Annotated in this window: 21 protein-coding genes and 1 pseudogene; 11 read left to right on the top strand and 11 right to left on the bottom strand. The window is 54.4% G+C overall.

The annotated features are described in order from the left end of the window. Positions 1–47 precede the first annotated feature (47 nt). Both pal and ybgF read left to right on the top strand, forming a co-directional pair. A complete protein-coding gene (gene pal, locus ACZ41M_RS11325) occupies positions 48–521 on the top strand; it encodes a peptidoglycan-associated lipoprotein Pal (RefSeq protein ID WP_464732145.1) in 474 nt (157 codons plus the stop codon). A gap of 30 nt (positions 522–551) precedes the next feature. Then, positions 552–1,241 carry a tol-pal system protein YbgF gene (ybgF, locus tag ACZ41M_RS11320; protein ID WP_464731079.1) on the top strand — a complete coding sequence of 230 codons (690 nt, stop codon included), beginning with the start codon at positions 552–554 and terminating at the stop codon, positions 1,239–1,241. Between the two features lie 276 nt (positions 1,242–1,517). Here the strand turns inward: ybgF and ACZ41M_RS11315 are convergent, their stop codons facing one another. Further along, positions 1,518–1,682, bottom strand: a complete 165-nt coding sequence (locus ACZ41M_RS11315) for a hypothetical protein (protein WP_464731080.1) — start codon at positions 1,680–1,682, stop codon at positions 1,518–1,520. A 76-nt stretch (positions 1,683–1,758) separates the two neighbouring features. Between ACZ41M_RS11315 and ACZ41M_RS11310 the strand changes: the two genes are divergently transcribed. Next, positions 1,759–2,835, top strand: a complete 1,077-nt coding sequence (locus ACZ41M_RS11310) for an IS481 family transposase (RefSeq protein ID WP_464729930.1) — start codon at positions 1,759–1,761, stop codon at positions 2,833–2,835. Positions 2,836–2,864: 29 nt separating this feature from the next. Here ACZ41M_RS11310 and ACZ41M_RS11305 read toward each other — a convergent pair whose 3' ends face one another. Continuing rightward, on the bottom strand, positions 2,865–3,116 hold the full coding sequence (locus ACZ41M_RS11305; protein ID WP_464731081.1) for a helix-turn-helix domain-containing protein: 252 nt from the start codon (positions 3,114–3,116) through the stop codon (positions 2,865–2,867). A 304-nt stretch (positions 3,117–3,420) separates the two neighbouring features. Between ACZ41M_RS11305 and ACZ41M_RS11300 the strand changes: the two genes are divergently transcribed. Together ACZ41M_RS11300 and ACZ41M_RS11295 are read left to right on the top strand one after the other, a co-directional pair. Next, complete coding sequence (locus ACZ41M_RS11300) at positions 3,421–3,909, top strand: DMT family transporter (protein ID WP_464731082.1); 489 nt, start codon at positions 3,421–3,423, stop codon at positions 3,907–3,909. A 53-nt stretch (positions 3,910–3,962) separates the two neighbouring features. After that, on the top strand, positions 3,963–4,445 hold the full coding sequence (locus ACZ41M_RS11295; RefSeq protein ID WP_464731083.1) for an FKBP-type peptidyl-prolyl cis-trans isomerase: 483 nt from the start codon (positions 3,963–3,965) through the stop codon (positions 4,443–4,445). Positions 4,446–4,546: 101 nt separating this feature from the next. Here ACZ41M_RS11295 and ACZ41M_RS11290 read toward each other — a convergent pair whose 3' ends face one another. The 4 genes from ACZ41M_RS11290 to ACZ41M_RS11275 all read right to left on the bottom strand — a co-directional run bounded on the left by ACZ41M_RS11290 (position 4,547) and on the right by ACZ41M_RS11275 (position 8,566). Beyond that, positions 4,547–5,692, bottom strand: a complete 1,146-nt coding sequence (locus ACZ41M_RS11290) for a BMP family ABC transporter substrate-binding protein (RefSeq protein ID WP_464731084.1) — start codon at positions 5,690–5,692, stop codon at positions 4,547–4,549. Positions 5,693–5,733: 41 nt separating this feature from the next. After that, entirely contained in the window at positions 5,734–6,705 is a 972-nt protein-coding gene (locus ACZ41M_RS11285; protein ID WP_464731085.1) for an ABC transporter permease, read from the bottom strand. A gap of 188 nt (positions 6,706–6,893) precedes the next feature. Then, positions 6,894–8,174, bottom strand: a complete 1,281-nt coding sequence (locus ACZ41M_RS11280; protein ID WP_464731086.1) for a hexokinase family protein — start codon at positions 8,172–8,174, stop codon at positions 6,894–6,896. 170 nt (positions 8,175–8,344) lie between these two features. Then, on the bottom strand, positions 8,345–8,566 hold the full coding sequence (locus ACZ41M_RS11275) for a hypothetical protein (RefSeq protein ID WP_464731087.1): 222 nt from the start codon (positions 8,564–8,566) through the stop codon (positions 8,345–8,347). 241 nt (positions 8,567–8,807) lie between these two features. Here ACZ41M_RS11275 and ACZ41M_RS11270 point away from each other — a divergent pair, with 241 nt between their 5' ends. Then, entirely contained in the window at positions 8,808–9,056 is a 249-nt protein-coding gene (locus ACZ41M_RS11270) for a hypothetical protein (RefSeq protein WP_464731088.1), read from the top strand. A 90-nt stretch (positions 9,057–9,146) separates the two neighbouring features. Here the strand turns inward: ACZ41M_RS11270 and ACZ41M_RS11265 are convergent, their stop codons facing one another. Beyond that, positions 9,147–11,150 carry a M3 family metallopeptidase gene (locus ACZ41M_RS11265; protein ID WP_464737496.1) on the bottom strand — a complete coding sequence of 668 codons (2,004 nt, stop codon included), beginning with the start codon at positions 11,148–11,150 and terminating at the stop codon, positions 9,147–9,149. 361 nt (positions 11,151–11,511) lie between these two features. Between ACZ41M_RS11265 and ACZ41M_RS11260 the strand changes: the two genes are divergently transcribed. Further along, the gene (locus tag ACZ41M_RS11260) at positions 11,512–13,734 is read left to right on the top strand and encodes a PhoX family protein (protein ID WP_464731089.1); all 2,223 of its coding nucleotides are present in this window, start codon (positions 11,512–11,514) and stop codon (positions 13,732–13,734) included. Positions 13,735–13,924: 190 nt separating this feature from the next. Continuing rightward, positions 13,925–14,335: an arsenate reductase (glutaredoxin) gene (gene arsC, locus ACZ41M_RS11255; RefSeq protein ID WP_464731090.1), complete on the top strand. Its 411-nt coding sequence runs from the start codon at positions 13,925–13,927 to the stop codon at positions 14,333–14,335. Between the two features lie 78 nt (positions 14,336–14,413). Here the strand turns inward: arsC and ACZ41M_RS11250 are convergent, their stop codons facing one another. Then, positions 14,414–15,454 (bottom strand): glycosyltransferase family 4 protein, encoded by a 1,041-nt coding sequence (locus ACZ41M_RS11250; protein WP_464731091.1) that lies wholly within the window; start codon positions 15,452–15,454, stop codon positions 14,414–14,416. Positions 15,455–15,520: 66 nt separating this feature from the next. Then, positions 15,521–16,501 (bottom strand): UDP-2,3-diacylglucosamine diphosphatase, encoded by a 981-nt coding sequence (locus tag ACZ41M_RS11245; protein ID WP_464732147.1) that lies wholly within the window; start codon positions 16,499–16,501, stop codon positions 15,521–15,523. A 307-nt stretch (positions 16,502–16,808) separates the two neighbouring features. On the opposite strand from ACZ41M_RS11245, the pseudogene betB reads away from it, so the two are divergent. The 3 genes and pseudogenes from betB (at position 16,809) to betT (ending at position 22,058) form a co-directional block, all read left to right on the top strand. After that, a pseudogene (betB, locus tag ACZ41M_RS11240) lies at positions 16,809–18,268 on the top strand (betaine-aldehyde dehydrogenase). Positions 18,269–18,307: 39 nt separating this feature from the next. Then, on the top strand, positions 18,308–20,011 hold the full coding sequence (gene betA, locus ACZ41M_RS11235) for a choline dehydrogenase (protein ID WP_464731092.1): 1,704 nt from the start codon (positions 18,308–18,310) through the stop codon (positions 20,009–20,011). Between the two features lie 22 nt (positions 20,012–20,033). Next, positions 20,034–22,058: a choline BCCT transporter BetT gene (gene betT / locus ACZ41M_RS11230; RefSeq protein WP_464731093.1), complete on the top strand. Its 2,025-nt coding sequence runs from the start codon at positions 20,034–20,036 to the stop codon at positions 22,056–22,058. An 84-nt stretch (positions 22,059–22,142) separates the two neighbouring features. Here the strand turns inward: betT and ACZ41M_RS11225 are convergent, their stop codons facing one another. Beyond that, on the bottom strand, positions 22,143–22,745 hold the full coding sequence (locus tag ACZ41M_RS11225) for a MarC family protein (protein WP_464731094.1): 603 nt from the start codon (positions 22,743–22,745) through the stop codon (positions 22,143–22,145). Positions 22,746–22,781: 36 nt separating this feature from the next. After that, a complete protein-coding gene (locus tag ACZ41M_RS11220) occupies positions 22,782–23,423 on the bottom strand; it encodes a transglycosylase SLT domain-containing protein (RefSeq protein ID WP_464731095.1) in 642 nt (213 codons plus the stop codon). Positions 23,424–23,425: the final 2 nt, after the last annotated feature.

Below are 23,425 nucleotides of genomic sequence, written 5' to 3'. Positions count from 1 at the left end.
GGTAAAGGTTATTCCATACTGCCCAAATATTTTTTACAACGGAGGACATCATGAACAAAACCCTACGCTACACCGCTGCCATCGCCGCCATCGCCCTATTGAGCGCCTGTGCCAGCAATAAAACCGCCACCGACAACAACGCCGTCAAAACCGTGGACGTGACCAACGGCATCGGTGCCGACGGCGTACCCGCACCACAAGCACGCAGCGTCTACTTTGACTTAGACCGCTACACCGTGCGTACCGATGGTCAGCCGGTCGTGCGCGCGCACAGCGAATTCCTCAACAAAAACCGCAATCAACACGTCCTGCTGCAAGGCAACACCGACGAGCGTGGTACGGCGGAATATAACCTCGCGCTGGGTCAACGCCGCTCCGAAGCAGTGAAAAACGCCATGAGTGCATTGGGCGTAAACACCTCGCAAATCGAAGCGGTGAGCTTGGGCAAAGAAAAACCCAAAGCGCAGGGCAGCAACGAAGCTGCGTGGGCAGAAAATCGCCGCGTTGATTTCGTTTACTAATCATTCAAGCAGCATTATTGGGAGAGCACCATGACACGTATGCCAATCCGTCTTGCCAGCCTATCGCTGGGCATCGGGCTACTGCTGGCACAACTGACGCAGCCGGCACAAGCAGCGCTGTTTGGCGACAGCAAATCCGTGATCGATCTGCGCAACAAACAAGAAGCACTGCAACAAACCGTGCTCTCCCAACAAAACCGCATCACCGAGCTATCGGACGCGCTCGCGCGCGCCAATGGCCAAATTGAACAACTCAATCGACAAGTGAGCGAGCTCAAAGCCGACCAAGCCAACGGCTACAAAGCGCTGGACGAACGTCTGCGCGCGCTCGAACCGATCCCGACCGAACAACTGATCCAACAAAGCTTCGATACCGCCGTCAGCCTGACTCAGAACGGCGACTATGCCAAAGCCAACCGTGCGTGGGCGCAGCACCTCAAATCCCACCCCGATCAAGCCAATAATGCCGATGTGCAATACTGGTACGGCGTCGCGCAATACGGCGCCCAATCCTACCGCAACGCCATCACGCGGCTGCAAACCTTCATGCAGCAATACCCGCAGGATGAACGCATTCCACACGCCATGCTGACCATCGGCAGCGCGCAAATCGCCAGCGGACAAAAAGCCGCCGGTATCGCCACGCTGCAACAACTGATTAAAAACCATCCGAATCACGCGGCCGCACAAACCGCGGAAAAAGTCATCAAAGGCTCGTGAGCGCTGAGGTTAACAGCTTGAAAAAACAAAGGCATTCCAGTTGAAATGCCTCAGATTGCTGACAAACTTTCTCAGTAGTTAAATTCAGTACAAAACCAAAGAAAAATATCGTCATACCCGCGAAAGCGGGTATCCAGAATATCAATAAAAACAAAAAGTTAGATTTATGGCTGGATTCCCGCTTTCGCGGGAATGACGGAGCTTTAGTTTATAATAAGATTTTGTCAAAGGCATTCCAGTTAGAATGCCTTTATTTTTCTACGTATTCCGAGGGCTTCATTCGCTCACACTCGGATACATCACGCACACCAAAATGCGCGCGCCCGCTTCGGATGCTTCATACACATGCGCCGTGTCTGCGGCAAATGTATGCGACTGCCCCACTTCGATCAGCGCCACATGATCCGCACGACCCACGCGCAAGGCACCGCTGAGCACCACGATATGCTCCTGAACTGTATTAGTTAAGACTTAATCTGACGTTTTGTTTATCATATAGGAAACAAAGGAGTCAGAAATGAACACTCAATCAAGTCACAAGATTATCAAAAATAAATTAGGTTTGCTCAATTTAGCCCAAACTTTGGGCAGTGTCTCAAAAGCCTGCAAGACGATGGGATTTAGTCGAGACAGTTACTATCGGTTTAGAGATTTGTATGAGCGCGGAGGTGAGGCGGCGTTACAAGAAATCAGTCGCCGTAAACCGATACTCAAGAACCGTATCGACCCGTCAATAGAAGAAGCGGTGGTCAACTTCGCCATAGACAAACCCGCGTATGGACAGCACCGAGTGAGCAATGAATTACGCAAAGTTGGCGTATTTGTTTCAGGTGGTGGCGTTCGTTCCATTTGGTTACGCCATGACTTAGAAACCTTCCAGAAGCGACTCAAAGCATTATCAGCCAAAATCGCACAAGACGGCATCATACTCACAGAAGACCAACTGTTTGCACTCGAACGTGCTCGCGAAGAGAAACAAGCGCATGGTGAAATCGAAACCGAACATCCAGGCTATTTGGGTTCGCAAGACACCTATTACGTCGGCACGATTAAAGGCGTGGGGCGGATTTATCAACAAACCTACATCGACACTTACTGCAAGCTGGCGATTGTCAAACTGTATCAACAAAAACACGCCATTACTTCGGCTGATTTGCTTAATGACCGTGTGATACCGTTCTATGAGGCGCACGACATACCGCTGTTACGCATCCTTACAGACCGAGGCAGTGAATACTGTGGCAACCGAGAAACGCATGAGTATCAGTTATATTTGGACTTAGAGGACATTGAGCACACGCGTACCAAGGTCAAGCATCCGCAAACCAATGGCATTTGTGAACGTTTCCACAAAACCATACAAAACGAATTCTACGCCACCGCATTTCGGCGTAAAATATACAACAGTTTGGAAGAGTTACAAGTCGACTTGGACGCATGGGTGCTGGATTACAACGAGCAACGAACCCACTCAGGGAAGCATTGCTTTGGTAAAACACCCATGCAAACTTTTTTAGATAGCAAACATATCGCTATCGAGAAACAACTGAATCGGACATTTCAGACAACCGAGTCAGTTTTAGCGACAGCCTAATAACTGTCTGTCAGGTCAAGTCGTGGCTACTACACCTGAACACCTGCAGTATGCGCATCGGCGTGGCGCTGCGTGTGCGGCTGAAATTGCATGATATAGGTTTCGACGCGCTTCGCACCCAATTGCGTGTCGATCAATTCCGCCACAATCTCATTCGCCCCCGCGCCTGAAGCAGGCGAAACATTCACGCCGGAGATCAGCTCGGCACAGCTCACACCCAGCGCACCGGCCAATTTCCACAAGGTATCGATGGTCGGGTTACCCTCTCCGCGCTCGAACATAAAACCATAAAGAAACACGGAACAGACCTACCGTCTGTTTTGGTTGTTCCGTGTTTCCTTAACCGTCCATGATAAAGCCATATGCCAAACCAGCCGCCCACCGCATCTAAGGCCAAATCGTCCGGCCTACCCGTCACAGCCATAGTGCAAATGGTGGCCAGCGCCATGATTATTTTCGGCTCGGTTGGCTTTTTTCACAACAAACCGGCCTACCAGCACTGGAACTGGTGTTTAAAGAAACCCTCACCACAGCCGCGGTTGTCGCGATTGCATTGTGCTTTATCGGAACCCTGTTAACCCTGGCATGACGCTGTCCACGGATTTAAGCCCGATTTTGTCGCGCCATTTTTTAATCGCCGTGTTATCGGCGGTGTTTTACGCGCTGTTGATGATCAGCGGCAAAAATATCCGGCACACCAGCACCTACGCCACCACGTGGATACAAACCTTGGTCGGCGTCATCGTCTTGTTGCCCTTCGTCCGTCTCAACGCCTTCGCGCATCTGAGCTGGAGCAACTGGGCGTTCATTGCCGCCACCGGCCTCATTCACACCGGCGTGGTGTTTTACCTGTTCTTTAACAGTATCAAACAGCTACCGACCCACATCACGGCGCTGCTGATTTTTTTAGATCCTGCCGTGGCGATTCTATTGGACGTCGTGATCACCGGTTTTCATCCGTCGTTGTTACAAAATGTGGGCATTGCGCTGATATTTTTCGCCATGTCCATGAGTTTATTCAAAAAGCAGCCTAAAGCGTTGCCCAAGCGTAACAACAAAGCCGATGGCGTCTGACTATTTCACTTATAATGAGCGTTCTTTCAACCCCTATAATGATCGAGGACATCATGCAAATTACGGATAACTCAGTTGTAAACATTCACTATACCTTGACCAACGATGCAGGCAATGTACTCGACAGCTCAGAAGGCCGCGAACCATTGGCCTATTTACACGGTCATCACCAAATCATTCCGGGTTTGGAAAACGCTTTGGTCGGCAAATCGGCCGGTGACGAATTGAACGTCACCATCGCGCCCGAAGACGCCTACGGCCTGCGTGTCGAAGAAGCGGTACAAACCGTGCCACGCGAAGCCTTCGCGCAAATTCCTGATCTGGCCGTCGGTATGCAACTGCACGGCGAATCACCACAAGGCCCAATGTCTGTGGTGGTCAAAGAAGTCAACGATGACAACGTCGTGGTGGATGCCAATCATCCATTGGCGGGTGAAACCCTGCACTTCGCGGTGAAAATCGACAGCGTGCGCGAGGCGACCGAAAGCGAATTGGCACACGGGCACGCCCACCCTGGTGACGGTCACCACCATTGATCTGCTGCGCATCAGCCCAAAGTTTCTGATGCCAAGTCCATAAAAATGCCGATGGTTTGAACCCATCGGCATTTTTCGTATCAGGGATGATTCAGAAGTCGTTACAGACTACCCTCAACACCTTCGACCAACCAAGACATACCGCCCAAGGCCTTGTCGTCCATCGCTTGATCTTTAGCTACTTTTTCCGCGCCGCTTTGATCTTTCAGCGGGCCTACGAATACTTTACCGCCTTTGACCAGCTCGGCTTTTTTACTTTCCACCAAGGCTTTCACGTCCGCAGGAACAGCCGGATTCACGTCAACCAAGTCCACCCATTTGTCGGCAACGCCTTTCCATTGGTTGTCCACATGCACTTTGCCCGCCAATGCGTCGCGTACCGCTTGAGTGTAGAAGTCACCCCAGTTGATCACGGCAGAGGCCAAGTGTGCTTTCGGGCCGTAGGCTTTCATATTGGAGTCCCAACCGAATGCGTATACGCCTTTTTCTTCAGCAGTTTTCAATACCGCTGGAGAGTCGGTGTTTTGCAGCAATACGTCTGCACCTTGACCGATCAAGCTTTCAGCCGCTTGACGTTCTTTATTCATGTCAAACCATGAGCCGGTGAACACGACTTTGGTTTTCACCGCCGGGTTCACGCTGCGCGCGCCCAAGGTGTAGGCATTGATGTTGCGAATCACTTCAGGAATTTTGACCGAAGCAACAAAGCCGAGCGTGTTGGATTTGGTCATCTTGCCCGCCATCACGCCAGCCAAATAGGCTGACTCGTAGGTGCGCGCTTCGTAAGTACCCATATTCGGCGCATTTTTGTAGCCGGTGGCATGGTAGAACATAGTTTTCGGGCTGGTTTGCGCCACTTTCAGCGTCGGATCCATAAAGCCGAATGAGGTGGTGAAAATCACGTTGTTGCCTTTGGCCACCAAATCGCGAATCACGCGTTCTGCATCCGCGCCTTCTTTCACGCTTTCAACCTGTTGCGTGGTCACGGTCACACCGTCTTTGGCCAAGGCTTCGACCATCGCTTTGCGGCCGTTATCATGCGCGAATGTCCAGCCGCCGTCACCCACAGGGCCGACGTAGATAAAGCCCGCCTTGATTTCCTTGGCTGCCGTTGGTGCAGCTGCCGCAGGTGCTTGATCCGCCGGTTTAGCGGCGTCTTTGCCGCCACCGCAGGCCATCAAGGTCAGCGCTGTGATTAAAGATGCCGCAAAACCTGCTGTGCGGCCAAATGAATACGAAAATGCCATGAGATTACTCCGGTGATAGAAATGAAATCAAACAAATAAAACTACGGTAAAAACGGTTGCGACAGCGACATCGGCGCATTCATGCGAATCTTGCGCCAATCACGCGAAATCCAGCACAGCACGATCACCGTCGCGACATACGGCAAGGCATTGAGCACCTGCACATTGGTCATGAATGCGGCCAATGCCTTCACAAAACCCGATTGATGCGCCAACCAATCCTGAATCGGCTGATTCGCCGCCTGCACCGCAAAGCCGAGCGAGCGCATCAAACCAAACAATAAGGCGCCGAAAATCAAACGCGCCGGATGCCATGTGGCAAACACCACCAAAGCCACGGCGATCCAACCCATGCCGCCGGTAATGCCCTCTTGCCACGCCTTGAACTGCACCAGCGCCACAAACGCGCCGGCAAAGCCCGCCATCGCGCCCCCCAAAATCGTCATCGCGTAGCGAATTTTCAGCACATCGTAGCCAATCGAGTGCGCGACGCTGGGCGATTCGCCGACCGCACGCACCATCAGGCCGATTTTGGATTTGAACAGCAATACACCAAACACGATGCATAAAAACAGTCCCAAATACGCAGGCAGGCTTTGATTGAACAGCTCACCGACCAACGGCAATTGCGACAGGCCGGGAATACCCAACGGCGCAAAGCCCGGTACCGACAGACCGACGTATTTCACGCCCATCAGCGCCGACAAGCCCGTACCCAAAATGGTCAGCGCCAAACCAGTCGCTGTCTGATTGGTCAACAAACGCAATACCAAAAACGCGAATACCAAGGCCGCCAATGCACCAGTAACCACACCCGCGAGCATCCCCGCCCACGCATTACCCGTACTGAGCGCCACCGCAAAGGCCGAGACCGCGCCGAGCAGCATCATGCCCTCAACCCCCAAATTCAAAACGCCAGACTTTTCGGCGAGTAACTCGCCCATACCGGCCATAATCAGTGGGATGGAGGCCAGCAACACGCTGGCTAATAAGCTGGACCAAAAGGCGCTCATGATGTGTTTGAACCAATCGATGAAAAGGATATGAAGCGAAAAGACAAAAAGTCTTTTAAAAATAAGCCGCTATTATAATCTGAATGTGGGGGAAAAATGTACAAAAACCACTGGATGCGTCCATCGCGGTGGTTTTTACGCGTCAGATAAAATGGCGCAGGCCAAACAATCCGACGGCGCCCATATATTTATTTCATCGCCAATGTGGCGTAGCCCACGCCGATGAAATTGGTCGAAACGTCACGATCGTTGAACAAGAATTTCGCGCTCAAATGATCCGGCGTGAGGCGATCCAGTTGGCGTGCCACGCGCTCTTTATAACCCTCGGTTTTCCAAAACAGCGTGCCTTCGACCAAAATTCCCGTCGTGACCGGTTGTAAGTCCGCCGCGTCACCGGACAGCAGGTGCGCATTTTGTCCCATGATGATGGCGGCCAAAATCACTGCCGTGAAATCCGCACTGCGGTCAATGATTGCCTGCGCAGTTTGTGCGATATAGGCATCGGGGTAATGGCGCAACAGCGTGACCTGACCCGCATGCGTGGCAATGTCGTCGGGATCAAAAGCAAAACCGTCTTTCAAACTCATGCACAGATCGCGCCCGACGATTTGCCCGAAAATCGGTGCGATGTAGCGACCGGAAGCGGCCTTTTCAACGCGCTGCTTGCCCGGATTGTCATCCACGCGACGTTCATTCAGCGCGTCATCGTATTCAGTTAAAAAGGCCGGATGGAAATTGCCCACTTCCAAATTAACCGCCATCACCTCATCGTCGCGCCAGCCTTGTTTTTCCTCGGCGCTGAGTTTGCCGATCTGATCCACGCGATAGTAGGCCGCAGCGTTCAGCCCCGTGCCGGCAATCAAACCGATGTATTGGTCACAGTCAGCCAACCAAGCACCCGCCACCAGTGTGGTCACGGTATCGTTCAGCACTGGCACTTTATGCGCGGTTTGGCCGTTATTCGCAATCGCTTGGCAAATTTTGCTGCGCAGGGACTCGCCGATCACGCCCTCGACATTGATGCCTTTGGTCCACGTCACCAGTCGCGCATCATTGTCGGGTGTATTGGTTGACGGATAAGAAAAACAATAGCCGAGATCGAATTCCGGCTCATCGGATACTTTGTGAATCAGGTCGGCCTGACGTTGAAAAAAGGTATCGGCATCAATCGCGCCAACCACCTGCGCTTCGCTCATCAAAAATTCGTCGCGGTATTTCTTTTTGGTGAACTGTACTTCTTTGCCGTTAAACCCGACTTTCGCCGCGCGCACATTGGTGCCGCCCGCATCCAGCACCATGACGTCGCCGTTCAATTCGGTTTTGGGCAAACACACAAACGCCGGTAGCGCTTTAATCTGCTGATTGGGCTGCGCCAAGCCCTGGGCAATTTCGCCAACCAGTTGGTCACGCAATTGTTCGAGTTGTTCAAAGCTTAAAGCCAGATTGCTAACGGGGTGCGGAGTGTACATGATGGGCCTGCTCAGTCGTCTCAGTGGTATGTGGAGGGCTAAATGAAACTGATTACAACGGTGAAATTATGCCACTTTTTTGACCTCGGGCGTGAAAAAAACGCGTACCTGCACGCGAATATTAACAGCGCCCGTGCATATCCATGACAGCAGGCGAATAGGTGTGGATTTTATAGGCAAAAAGCCCACACATATTCGCCCGCATCGGCACGCGCGCCACGACGCAGCTGCGCCAAATCTGCTTGAATGTCGCGTTGTGCCTGACGTTTGTTTTGCGCACGCAGTGCCTTGTTGCTCGGACGATGACTGCCCGCATGACGCGCATGCGCCGCAGCAACCAGCGGATTGCGCGGGCGCGAAGGTGGAATAACCCGTTTTTTCGTTTTCATCATATTTATCCTATAAAAAATGAACGATGTCGATGAACTATCGACCGTGTAAAGATAACAAACACACGAGGCAAACGTTGACAGCGCTTGGCGGTGATTCAGCTCGAAAAATCCGTCCGCAGCCAACGCAACCATTACCTTTACAAAACTTTACGCGTGTACCCACAATCCAGCAACACAGCCCCCCTAAAATACCCTCATGAAAACAGCTCCTCTTGTTTTCACACACATGAAAGGAATCTTAATGAAAAAAATAATTGCACTGATGGTCACCGCCACATTCGGTTTGGCCAGTTTCTCCAGCATGGCCGCTCCGCAGCCGACGCCCAACACGCCAGCGGCAACCGCTGCCGCTCCTGCGCCACAATATGCGCAAACAAAGAAGGCACAACAAAAGCCCAAGGCACCGAAGAAAGCCAAAAAGCGCAACGCGACACCCACGCCGCGTAAAGCGCCTCAACACGCAATACCATCCACGCCTGTTCGCCCTTAATGAGCAGCAGCTTCACGAAAAAAGCCTTGTAATTACAAGGCTTTGGCTTTTTTCACTCAACGCATACGAATCATCATTCAGCACATACGGTCACGCCGCCAAGCCACTGTGGCGCAGCAGCGCATCGACTTGCGGTTCGCGCCCACGCAGCGCCTTGAACGACGTCATCGCCGGACGTGAGCCGCCGACAGCGAGCACCTCGCGCCAGTAGCGTTGTCCCAGATCCTGATTGAGCAGCGGCGCACCCTGCGCCACAGCCTCCTCAAACATCGCGAACACGTCCGCCGAAAGCACTTCCGCCCATTTGTAGCTGAAATAACCCGCCGAATAACCACCCGCGAAAATATGGCTGAAGCTGTGCGCAAAGCGATTGAATTCCGGCACCGGCATCACCGCCACGCGATCGCGCACCTCGTTCATCACGCTGAAAATCATATTCGGCTGCGCGTCCACATACTCCGCGTGTAGACGCATGTCGTACAGCGAAAACTCGATCTGGCGCAGCATCTGCATGCCCGATTGGAAGTTTTTAGCCGCCAACATTTTATCAAACAACGCGCGCGGCAAAGTCGCACCGCTTTGCGCATGTGCGCTCATGTCGGCGAGCACATCGTAGTCCCAACAGAAATTTTCCATAAACTGACTGGGCAACTCGACCGCATCCCACTCCACGCCGCGAATGCCCGACGCATCCATATCGCCCACCTGCGTGAGCAAATGATGCAGTGCGTGACCGCTCTCGTGAAACAGGGTAATCAAATCATCGTGGTACAAATAGCTGTCAGCCTCGCCCTGCAACGGCGCGCTGAAATTACACACCATGTGCGCCACCGGTGTTTGTATTTCGCCCTTGTATAGGCGATGCACGCGCACTTCGTCCATCCACGCGCCCGAATTTTTACCCGCGCGCGCATACGGATCGAGGTACACACCACCGATGACCGCACCGCTTGGGTTCAACACGTCAAAAAACTGCACGTCCTTGTGCCAGGTTTGCACGCCCTCGTTACGCTGCAAGCGCACGCCGAACAGCGATTCCACCACTTTGAACAAACCACTCAAGGATTTTTTCAGCGGGAAATAATTTTTCACCTCTTGCTCAGAAAAGGCATAGCGCTGCTCACGCAGTTTTTCACTCGCATACGCCATGTCCCACGCCTGCAAATCGTTCAAGCCCAACTCCTGCGCGGCAAAAGTTTTCAACTCCTGTATATCGCGCTCAGCGAACGGTCGCGCCTTGTCTGCCAAATCGAGCAGAAACTCATTCACCTGCGTCACCGACTCCGCCATTTTCGGCGCGAGCGAGACTTCGGCGTAATTCGGGTAATCGAGCAGTGCCGCAATGCGTTGGCGAATCGCCAACAGCCGCTGCATGATCGCGGTATTGTCCAGCGCCGCATCACCCAAATCCGACGCGCGCGTCACGTTCGCACGGTACACCTGTGCGCGCAAAGCGCGGTCATCGGCGTATTGCATAATCGGGAAGTAGCTGGGGAAATGCAGCGAAATTTTATAACCGTCTTTGCCATCGGCCTGCGCGGCTTCGCGCATCGCGCTCAATACATCCTCGGGCACGCCGCTCAATTCGTCCAAGCGCGCGTAGTAAGCGTAAGCATTGGTCGCATCGAGCAAGTTTTCGGAGAATTTGGCCTGCAACTGCGCCGCTTCGCTGGCCAACTGCGCGTATTCGGCGCGCGCCTCGCCTTTGAGCAGCGCACCGGACAAGGCAAAATCACGCAAGGCATGGGTCACAATGTGTTGGCGCGTCGGCGTGAGCGCAGCGAAATTCGATGCCTGCGCCAGTGTCTGATAATGCGCCATGATGGTTTCGTTCTGCCCCAACTGCGTCCAAAACTCGGTGATCTCGGGCAAGAATCGGTTGTATTCAGCACGCCATTGCTCACTGTCCACCACATGATGCAGGTGCGTGACCGCGCCCCAAATACGCGAGAGCTGCTCGGCTTTGTCGTTGAGAAACTCCACAAAGTTATCCCAAGTGATCTGCTCGGGCGATAATTGTTCCACCGTTTGTACGGCACTTTTTGCCTCGGACAGCGCGGCTTGTACCGCCTCGGCGACATACTCGGGCCTCATCTCTGCCCAATGTGGCAAATCGCTCAAATCCAGCAAAGGATTATCCCTGTGGATTACTTGAGTTGTATCTGTTGTAGTTGTTGTATCTATTGTATCTGTTGTATGAGTCATCTTTGTCATGCGATCAGTCCCTGTTAAAACCCATCCTGCCCAATTCCTAACCCAGCGGCAAGACACCATTATCTCAAACTCAGCCGAAATCCTATCATAAGGAAGCGCGGAGCAACCCAACCCTGTTTGCATTCACACATTTGTCATACAGATTCGCTACAGTTTGGCTACCACAAAGCACTATATACGCCATCAATGTGTAGTGACTTTGAAACATTCACGATTAACTGTTTTGAACAAAGGACACCCCATGAGCCAAAATCCCCACATGCGTTTTGACGATCAAGCCTTTAACGACGAGAACTCCAACGACAGCGACAACCGCTCTTTTGAACAGATTCTGCGCGAGCGCGTGAGCCGCCGTGACGTGCTCAAAACCGGCGCGGCACTGGGCACCGTCACGGCAGGCGCGATGATGTTTGGCTACAGCCCGCAAGTACACGCAAAAAACGACAATCCAACGCAAGCTGCCAAACAGCTCAATTTCAAAGCCGTTGACAAAAACACCTTGGATACCGTCAGCGTTCCGGCCGGCTACACCGCCAGCATCATCTACGCATTGGGCGACCCACTCAAAGCCGACGTACCGGCTTACCGCAACGATGGCTCCGACACCCAATTTGAACACCGAGCAGGCGACCACCACGACGGTATGGAATGGTTCGGTTTAGACGACGCAGGGCGTCCTTCGCGCACCGCGACGACGCGCGGCCTGCTCGGCATGAACCACGAAGCCACCACCAACGAAAAACTCTCCTCGCACTTTATACACAGTGACGGCGGTGTGAATACCCTACCGCGCCCAGAGCAAGAGTCCGACAAAGAAATCGCGCTGCACGGCGTCTCCTTTGTCGAAGTGCGCCAAGCCAACGGCCAATGGCGCTACGAGCAAAACTCACCGTTCAACGCTCGCCTCACGCCAAACACACCGATCGCATTATCCGGCCCTGCCGCAGGCAACGCCCTGATGAAAACCAAATTTGACGTCTCGGGGAAACGCGCTCGCGGCACATTAAACAACTGCGGCACAGGCAAAACCCCGTGGAATACCCTGCTCACGGGTGAAGAAAACTGGGCGGGCTATTTTTTCCGCAGTGCCAACGATGACGCCGCGCGCAACGATCAAAGCGTAGTCGCACTCAACCGCTACGGTCGCAAACAAGGCGAAGCCTCGCGCCACGGCTGGGAAAGCTCCGGCACGCAAGACCGCTTCGCTCGCTGGAATAACAGCCAAATCGGCACCTCCAAAGACGGTTCGGACGACTACCGCAACGAAATGAACACCTTCGGTTACATGGTCGAAATCGACCCGTACAGCGCCACCAAACGCGCGAAAAAGCGCACCGCACTCGGTCGTTTTGCGCACGAGTCGGCCTCATTCAATCTACTCAAACCACGCCAACCGCTGCACATCTACATGGGCGATGATGCGCGCAACGAATACATCTACAAATTCGTCAGCGCAGAACTCTGGGATCCGGCAGATGCCAACAGCGCCAACCCATTGGCGGTGGGCGACAAATACCTTGATCGAGGCACACTATACGCCGCCAAATTCAATGCCGACGGCACAGGCCAATGGTTGGAATTATCAATGAACAACCCCGCGATTAAAAATTACAAAGGCTACACCTTCAAAGATTTGGGCGATATTTGCATCAATGCGCGCTTAGCCGCCGATGCCGTCGGCGCAACCAAAATGGATCGCCCTGAGTGGAACGGCTCGCACCCCGTCACCGGCGAAGTGTATTTCACCCTGACCAACAACAGCAAACGCAGTGTGAACCCCAAAAAAGGTGAAGTCGCACCGGATGCGGCCAACCCACGCGTTTACACCGACATGAAAAACGGCAAGGCGCAAGACGGCAATCCCAACGGCCACATCCTGCGCCTGCGCGACAATCTGACGCGCGGCAAAACCAACTTTGCATGGGACATCTACCTGTTTGGTGCAGAAGCACTGGCCGACGCCAGCACCATCAACCTCTCGCGACTGACCGACGACCAAGATTTCTCCAGCCCAGACGGCATCGCATTCAGCCCATCCACCGGCATTTGCTGGATTCAAACCGACGACTCAGCCTACACAGACCAAACCAACTGTATGATGCTTGCCGCCATTCCGGGGCGCGTCGGCGACGGCCCAACCATTCAGTTGAACTACATCAATGCCGAAGGCCAAGCCGTACCTGTCACCACGCCGGTTGGCAAAGCGCCTTCCAGCACGGAACTCAAACGCTTCTTGGTCGGGCCGAAAGATTGCGAAATCACCGGACTGTGCGAAACACCGGATGGCAAAGCAATTTTTGTCAACATCCAGCACCCGGGTGAAAACACCCCGCTCGCCAACATCGGCGCGCCCGAGCAATACACCAGCCACTGGCCGGCCAATGCGGGCTACGGCGCTGGCAAACGCCCACGCTCGGCGACCATCGTCATCACCAAAGATGATGGCGGAGTCATCGGTAGCTGAACCGATCAATAGCGCGTCGGCTTGACGACGCGATGTATTAAAAAAACAATCTCCTTTGGTGCAACTTCGGTTGCACTTTTTTATAGGCAATACAGAACAAGCGCTACCGTCTGGTTTGGCTTATTGCATGTTTCCTATATAATCAATACCCGAAGACCTCGCCACTGAAACGAACCTTAAAGGAAGGCTTATGCACAACGTCACCATCTACCACAATCCCAAATGCGGCACGTCGCGCAACGTCCTCGCACTGATCCGCGCCACCGGCATCGAGCCGACCATCATCGAATACCTGAACAACCCGCCGACGCGCGAACAACTCGTGCAACTGCTCGCCGATATGGGCATCTCTGTGCGCGAACTGCTGCGCGAAAAAGGCACGCCGTACGCGGAGTTGGACTTAGGCAATCCGAAATGGACGGATGACGAACTGATTGACCAAATCATCGCCCACCCGATTTTGATGAATCGTCCGGTGGTCGTGACTGAGTTGGGGACGAAGCTGTGCCGTCCGTCGTCTGAAGTGGTATTGGATATTTTGCCGCAGGGTTTAAAAGCACCGTTTGTCAAAGAAGACGGTCAGGTGATTGAGCCAAAATAATCCCGAAATAACCCGAATGTAATTGAAAAAAGGGCGCCATCATGCGCCCTTATCTTTTTTAACCACTACACCCACCCATCAAACCACGCCGACTTTGGCATGGACCTTGACCGATTCGGTTTGATGCGGCAGCAGGTGATGGCGCACAAATTCCTCGGTACAGACGCGCCACGAAAAACGCTCCGCGTGCGCCCGCGCCACCACCGGCTCGATATGCAATGCGCGCAAACAAGCCATGCGCAAATCCTCGTCCAACGCACCCGCAGCACTGTCACCGATCACATCAATCGGCCCTGTGACCGGATACGCCGCGACCGGCGTGCCGCAGGCGAGCGCCTCCAGCAGCACCAGACCAAAGGTATCGGTCAAACTCGGAAAGACAAACACATTTGCGGATGAATATACCTGCGCCAATCGTTCGGCATCCAGCACACCCAAATAATGAACCTCGGGAAACTGCTGTTTGAGTTTGGCCAGCGCAGGGCCTTCGCCAACCACCCATTTGCTGCCGGGCAAATCCAGCTTGAGAAAAGCCTCGATGTTTTTCTCCACCGCCACGCGCCCGACATACAGAAAAATCGGCTCGGTCGTATGGAGTACGCGCTCGGTACGCGGATAAAAATGCTCGGTGTCCACGCCACGTGCCCACATCTGCACATTGCGACAGCCGTATTGCGCCAAATCACGCGCCACAACGTCGGTCGGCGCGAGCATGGCCTGCGCGGGCGCATGAAACCAGCGCAAAAACCGATAAGTCCAGCTCAACGGCACGCCGAATCGCGCCCGCACGTATTCGGGAAAGCGCGTGTGGTAGGCGGTGGTGAACGGTATTTCATGCTTGATCGCATACGCACGCGCAGCCAATCCGAGCGGCCCTTCGGTGGCAATATGCATTGCGTCGGCTTGCTCGGCCTGAATGATCTGCGCCACGCGTTTGAACGCAAACAGCGACAGCCGAATTTCGGGATAGGTCGGGCACGCTACGGTACGAAACAATTGCGGCGTGATCATCACCACCTCATGTCCCATTTTTTCCAGCTCGCGGTTGGTCGCCTGTATGGTGCGTACCACGCCATTGACCTGCGGCAACCATGCGTCGGTGACGATTAGTATTTTCATGACGATCTTATCCTTATTGAAATACGAAAAAAGTAAAACCCTACTTTTTCAGCGGTTCCTTATCTTTTATGAGCGAATGGTTTCAGCCAGTTTTTGATCTGTGTCAACCAGTGCAGTGATCGGCTCTTTCGCCACCTGCTCCAGCACCAATGGATCAAATGCCGTCATCAGCTCAGGCAAAACCAAGCCATCGACCGGCTGTTTGATTTTCTGCTTTTTCTGTTTTTGCGGCTTTTTCACTTTTTTGACAACTTTCGGCGCGCAGCACCAATATTCGATGGCCAAATGACCGCTGGCATCCTCGGAAATAGCCGTCAGACTTTCCACCCAATCGCCGCTGTTCAGATAAGTCACGCCCTTGATGTCTCGAATTTTCGCTTTGTGGATGTGGCCGCACAGCACCGCTTGGCAATCGCGGCGCGCCGCTTCGGTGGCGACCGCGTTTTCAAAATCGTCAATATAGCTGACTGCGTTTTTCACCTTGTCTTTGAGAAACTGCGACAGCGACCAGTACTCCAGCCCCATTTTCGCGCGCCACAGATTGAGCCAGCGATTGGCTTTGAGCGCGAACATATACAGCTCGTCGCCGAGCTTGGCCAGCCACTGCATGTTTTGCACCACGCCGTCGAACAAATCGCCGTGCAGTATCCAAATGCGTCGCCCGTCCGCCGTGGTGTGAATCACCTCGTCCGCCACCTCAATTCCGCCGACGGCCAGATTGGGCGTGTGTTTGAGAAAATCGCGCACAAACATGTCGTGGTTGCCGGGGATGAAGACAATGCGCGTACCTTTGCGCGCCTTGCGCAACAATTTTTGAATCACATCGTTGTGCGCCTGCGGCCAGTACCAGCGCTTTTTGAGCTGCCAGCCATCAATGATGTCTCCGACCAGATAAATGCACTCGGCTTCGTTGTGCGCGAGAAAATCCAACAAAGCATGCGCCTGACAGTCCTTCGTGCCCAAATGAATGTCGGACAACCACAAGGTGCGGTGACGCTTGATTTCATTGACCTCGTTAACCTCGTTGATCTCATTGATTTCGGACATCGGCGGTTCAAACTCGTTCATCTGCATGATTTCACCCCTGTTTGTGCGGATGCCACCATGCTACAAGCCGTTTATGACCGATTGATTAAAGCGTCACGTGAGCGCTCAAATAGCAACCCGATTCACACCATCATTTGTCCAAAAAACCACAACCAAAAGAAACATACCTTAATAAATAAATTCCATAAAAATGACACGATACTACTTTAAAGTAAAAATAACTATTATTTTAAAAATAACAATCAAGTATTCTGATTTTTAATAAAAACGTATTAAAAAAGAATTAAATTAATAAGAAAGGACGAAAATGCAGCTAACCACCGCCTACCTCAATGGTCGTTATGTACCAATCCGTGCTGATGCAGAAACCGAGCACAGCATCAATCCGGCGACCGGCGAGCCGATCGCGCAGATTCAAACCTCCGATGCCGACGAAGTCAACGCCGCCGTGCGTTACGCGCAAGCCGGACAAAAACAGTGGGCGGCCAAAACCGCCGTGGAGCGCAGCCGAGTGCTGCTCAAGGCGGTGGACTTGCTGCGCGCGCGCAACGATGAATTGGCACATTTGGAAACCCTCGACACCGGCAAACCCATCAGCGAAACCGCCAGCGTGGATATTCACACCGGCGCGGACGTAATCGAGTATTACGCCGGTTTGGCCGTGGCGATTGAGGGGCGGCAAATTCCGCTGCGCGAGAGCAGCTTCGTCTACACCCGCCAAGAGCCGCTCGGCGTAATCGCCGCAATCGGCGCATGGAACTACCCGATGCAAATCGCCATGTGGAAAGCCGCACCGGCGCTGGCGGCGGGCAACGCCGTGGTGTTCAAACCAAGCGAATTAACGCCGCTCACGGCCTTGAAACTGGCGGGAATTTTCACCGAAGCGGGCTTGCCCGACGGCGTATTCAACGTGGTTTTGGGCGACGCGCGTGTTGGGCAGCAACTGTGCACGCACCCCGACATTGCCAAAGTCTCGTTCACCGGCAGCGTGCCAACCGGCAAACACGTCATGGCGCAGGCGGCACAATCGAGCCTGAAAGACGTAACCATGGAGCTGGGCGGCAAATCGGCGCTCATCGTCTGTGCCGACGCGGACATCGAGCTGGCGGCGGACATTGCGATGATGGCGAATTTTTACAGCAGCGGCCAAGTGTGTACCAACGGCACACGGGTGTTTGTGCACCACACCCTCCAAGCGGCATTCGAGCACGCCATCGTCACCCGCGTCGCGCGCATTCGCATGGGCGATCCGCTCGATGCGGCCACCAATTTCGGCCCCGTGATCGGCTTTGCCCACCGCGATAAGGTATTGAACTACATCCGCAGCGGCGTGCAAGACGGCGCGCGCCTGCTGTGCGGCGGCGATACCGTAGAACCCGCATGGCAGAACGGCGCCTACGTCGCGCCGACCGTATTCACCGACTGCCGCGACGAGATGCGCATTGTGCGCGAAGAAATTTTCGGGCCGGTGATGAGTATTTTGAGTTTTGACTCCGAAAACGAGGTAATCGCACGCGCCAACGCGACTGAGTATGGTCTCGCCGCGGCGTCGTCACACCCGATTTGAAATCCGCACACCGCATCATTGGTCAGCTTCAGGCCGGTATCTGCTGGATCAATACTTGGGGCGAATCGCCCGCGCCGATGCCGGTCGGCGGCTACAAACAATCCGGCATTGGCCGCGAAAATGGCATGCAAACGCTGTTGCACTACACCCAGACCAAAGCCGTTCAAGTCGAGTTAGGCGAATTCGTATCGGTGTTTTAACGCCGAGTGACCTGCATTTACGAACCCATGAGGAAAACAATGAACTCAAAAATCACTCAGGAATACGACTACATCATCATTGGCGCCGGCAGTGCGGGCAATGTATTGGCCGCGCGCTTGACCGAGGACGCCCACACGCGCGTGCTGCTGCTGGAAGCGGGCTTGCCCGACTACCGACTGGATTTTCGCACGCAAATGCCCGCCGCGCTGGCCATGCCTTTGCAAGGCACCACCTACAACTGGAGCTACAAAACCGACCCGGAGCCGTATATGAACAACCGCGTGATGGACTGCGGGCGCGGCAAAGGTTTGGGCGGCTCGTCGCTGATTAACGGCATGTGCTACATCCGTGGCAATGCGCTGGATTTCGATCACTGGGCGAAAATCGACGGTTTGGCCGATTGGACGTATGCCGACTGCCTGCCCTATTTCAAACAATCCGAAGCGCGCGACGCGGGCGCGAACGACTACCACGGCGGCGACGGACCGATCGAAGTCACCACCGCCAAGCCAAACGCCAACCCACTGTTTGAGGCCATGATACGCGCCGGTGAACAAGCCGGTTATCCACGCACCGAGGATTTGAACGGCTTTCAGCAAGAAGGCTTCGGCCCGATGGACCGTTTCGTCACACGCAAGGGTCGCCGCGCTTCAACCGCGCGCGGTTATCTGGACATGGCCAAAGGCCGCCCGAACCTGACCATCCACACCCGCGCACTGACCGACGTCATCCTATTTGACGGCTTGCGCGCCTGCGGCGTGCGTTTTGAACACCAAGGGCAAATGCGCAGCGCCTACGCCACACGCGAGGTCATCCTCAGCGCGGGAGCCATCGCCTCACCGCAGATTTTGCAACGCAGCGGCGTAGGACCGGGCGCATGGCTGCGCGACGCGGGTATCAGCGAGATTTTGGATTTACCGGGCGTGGGCAATAATCTGCAAGACCATTTGGAGCTGTACATGCAATACGAATGCACGCAGCCCGTGTCCATCGCGCCGGCGACACAATGGTGGAATAAACCGGCCATCGGCGCGCAGTGGCTGTTCGCCGGAACCGGCTTGGGCGCGACCAATCACTTTGAAGCAGGCGGCTTCATCCGCAGCGACGAGCGTTTTGAATGGCCAAACATCCAGTACCATTTTCTGCCCATCGCCGTGCGTTACGACGGGCGCAATGCCAGCAAGTCACACAGTTTCCAAGCGCACGTCGGCTCGATGCGCTCACCCAGCCGAGGACGGATCAAACTCAAATCGCGCGACCCGAAGCAACACCCCAGCATTTTGTTCAACTACATGTCACATGAACAGGATTGGCAAGAGTTTCGCGCCGCCATCCGCATCACCCGCGAGATCATGAACCAACCGGCGCTGGACGCCTATCGCGGGCGCATCATCACCCCGACCGATGACATTCGCACCGACGCGCAGTTGGACGAATACGTGCGTCAGCACGCCGAAACCGCCTACCATCCATCCTGCACCTGCGCGATGGGCGAAGGCAACGACGCCGTGGTGGATGGCCAAGGCCGCGTACACGGTCTGAGCGGCCTGCGCGTGGTCGATGCGTCGATCATGCCGAACATCATCACCGGCAATTTGAACGCCACCACCATCATGCTGGCGGAAAAAATCGCCGATCGCATTCGTGGAAAAACGCCTTTGCCACGTGCCGACGTCCGCTATTTTCAAGCCGACGGTCGTGCGCCGCGTACTACCCCGCAGCGCGCGAACAGCGCAGCATAAGCAATAATAACAAGGAGCTTGCATGCACAGTCCACAGACACCTGACAACGGCGGCAGCAGCAGTTTGACCGTGAATAAAACGGTTTTTACCGCCTCATCCCTGATTTCCATCGTCCTGATTGCACTGACGATCGCCTTTCCAAGCGCCAGCGAAAACGTGCTGGGTCGCGCCATGACTTGGATTTCCGACTATTTCGGTTGGTACTATATGTTGGTCGTCGCGGCTTACAGTCTGTTTGCACTGTATGTCGGTTTGTCTCGTTACAGCAATATCAAATTGGGACAAGACCACGATAAGCCGGATTTTCCGTTCATCACATGGGCGGCGATGTTGTTCTCCGCCGGTATCGGCATTGACCTGCTGTTTTTCGGGGTGTCCGAGCCGTTGGCGCATTACCTCGCACCGAGCATGGGCGAAGGAGCCACGCCCGAGGCCGCGCGTGCCGCGATTGCCCAGACATTTTTGCATTGGGGCCTGCACGGTTGGGGCATTTACGCGCTGATCGGCATGACTCTGGCGTATTTCGCCTATCGCCACCGTCTGCCTTTGGCGCTGCGCAGCGCGTTGCTGCCGGTATTTGGCAAGGAGCGCACCGAGGGCTGGCTCGGCCACAGCGTCGATACTTTCGGCGTGGTTTGTACGCTGCTGGGGATTGCCACCAGTTTGGGGATTGGGATTTTGCAGGTGAACGCAGGACTGACGCATGTGTTTGGCATCGAGTCGAGCAAATTGGCGCAGTCATTGATCATTATCGGCGTCATCGTGGTCGCCGGTCTGTCCGCCATGACCGGCGTGGAGCGCGGCGTGCGACGTTTGTCGGAAATCAATATGGGCGCAGCAACGTTGCTGTTGATTGCGCTGCTGGTGTTCGGGCCCACTGCGTTTTTGCTCAATGCGTTTTCACAAAACGTCGGGGATTATTTCCAAAACATTATCGGTAAAACCTTTGACGTTTACGCCTACGAGGGCGCGGTCGGCGCGGAGTGGAAGGCCTCTTGGACGATCTTTTTCTGGGCTTGGTGGGTTGCTTGGGCGCCATTTGTCGGGCTGTTTATCGCGCGCATCTCGCGTGGTCGCACCTTGCGCGAATTTGTCTTCGGCGTGATGTTCATTCCTCTGGGCTTTATCTTCGCGTGGTTCTCGATTTTTGGCAACAGCGCGATTGATTTAGTCAGCCACGGCGCGGTCGATTTGGGACAAGTGGCTCTGGAGGATCCGGCGATGGGCATGTTCCGCCTGTTTGAGCATTATCCGTATGCCTCGGTCTGGTCATTGGCCGCGGTGGTCATCGGCTTGATTTTCTTCGTGACCTCCGCGGACTCAGGGGCGCTGGTTCTGGCCAACTTAAGCTCGAAAGGCCTGTCATCAGAGACTGACGCGCCGATTTGGTTGCGTCTGTTTTGGGCGGCGGCAACCGGCTTGATCACGCTGGGCTTATTGTTCGCCGGTGGTTTTGCATCGTTGCAATCAGTCTCAGTCATCGCGGGCTTGCCGTTTTCGTTCATTTTGCTGATTTATATGCTGTCCATGTGGTCGAGCCTGCGTCAGGAGGGACATAAACGCAAAGCATCCGGTGTGGATATGCCGGCACTGATTGGCAACGGCCTGCTCTGGCGCGAACGTCTGGCACGCATTGTGAATTTCCCCAGCTTGAACGAAGCGAAAAAATTCATGCAGTACAAAGTGCATCCAGCCATGCTCGGCGTAGCGCAAGAGTTGAACAAGCAAGGCATCGAAACCAAGGTCGTGCGCAACGATGAGGACGACAGTCAGGGCGATCACCTGAGCTTTGAAGTGCTGCACGGCGAGGAAGTGGATTTCGTCTACCAAGTGTACTTGGTGGAGGCGATCAAGCCGGTATTTGCTCTGGAGCAATCAACCAACATCGCCTCGCTGCATGAGCAGGACAAATACTACCGCGCTGAAGTGTATCTGAGCGAAGGCAGTCAGGAGTACGATTTGCTCGGCTACACCAAAGAGCAAATCATCGCCGACATCCTGAATCAATACGAGCGGCACATGCAGTTCCTGCACCTGAAACGCTGATGCTTCTGTGCATAACGCATCGCAAAAAACGCCACCGCAGATTAAAGCGGTGGCGTTTTTTATGATGGATTCAGAGTATGCAATTTAACGCAAACTCTGCCAATACGCATTCACCCCCGTGAGCAACATCTGTACCGACACCGCGACCAAAATCATCCCCATCAAACGCTCCATCGCAACCGTAAAGCGATCACCCAAACGCCGTTGCACCACATCGGCAAAATACAAAATCACGCCTGTCGTCGCCATCACCACCGACAGCGCACCAACCATTTGCCCCAGATGATTCGGCGCCTGCGCTGCGAGCAGCATCACCGTCGCCATCGACGACGGCCCCGCCATACCGGGGATTGACAACGGCACGATGAACGGCTCCTGATCGCTGGAGGCCACGCCCATAATGCCCTCGGGATGCGGGAAAATCATGCGAATCGCGATCAAAAACAACACCACTGCACCACCGATTTGCAAAGCCCATTCGGTCAAATGCATGATCTGCAAAAAGCGTTTGCCCATGAGCATGAACACCAACAAAACAGCAAACGAAATAATGGTTTCGCGTACGATGATGCGGCGACGCTTGCGAATCGAATAACGATTTAAAATACCGCTGAACAGCGGAATATTGCCCAATGGGTCAACGACCAAAAACAACAAAACCGCCGCAGCGGCAAAACTGGTTTCCATACCTACCTATAACTAAAAAATAAAAAATCAAACGCCTTACTGAGCGCCGCCACGCCATTGCGCCAGCGCATTCAAAACCTTCGCGGGATAGTTCAATTGCCCCAAACTGCCGTTGTAGCGCGCCAACGCCCGCACCAAATCGCCCTGTTCCTGATCAAGGTAGTGCCGCAAAATCACGCAGCCATAGCGAATATTGATACGCGCATCGTGCAGCGCACGCACTTGTCCATCGCCAATCGTTTTTGTCCAAAACGGCATGACCTGCATCAGGCCGCGTGCATTGGCCGAGCTGATGGCGCGCGGATTGAAGCGGCTCTCAACCTCAATCACCGCCAAAACCCAATCGGGGTCTAAACCAGCGCGGCGCGCTTCGTAGTCAACGATGGACAGCAATTGTGATTGCACGTGCGGCTGCGCGACAAACCGACTCAGACGCGGCTGAACCCGCGTGTGCCACGCCCTAAATGCCTGATATTCTGCCGAATTGCCAAAAGGTCTCTGACTCGGCACGCCCGCCGAAATGGATTGACGCAACAAGGTTCGCACGCTGTCGGCCAATGCTTCTTCGCGTTGCGCACCGGCGCAGGCGCTGTGCATGGCGAACAACAGCACCAGCGCAACGCCCCAGCGTCGCAAACCGCATCCTATTGTGCGACTGCTGCGACTTACCTGCGCCACGA

It is taken from the genome of Puribacter membranae (assembly GCF_055380425.1).
This window is presented reverse-complemented; position numbering and strand designations above follow the sequence as displayed.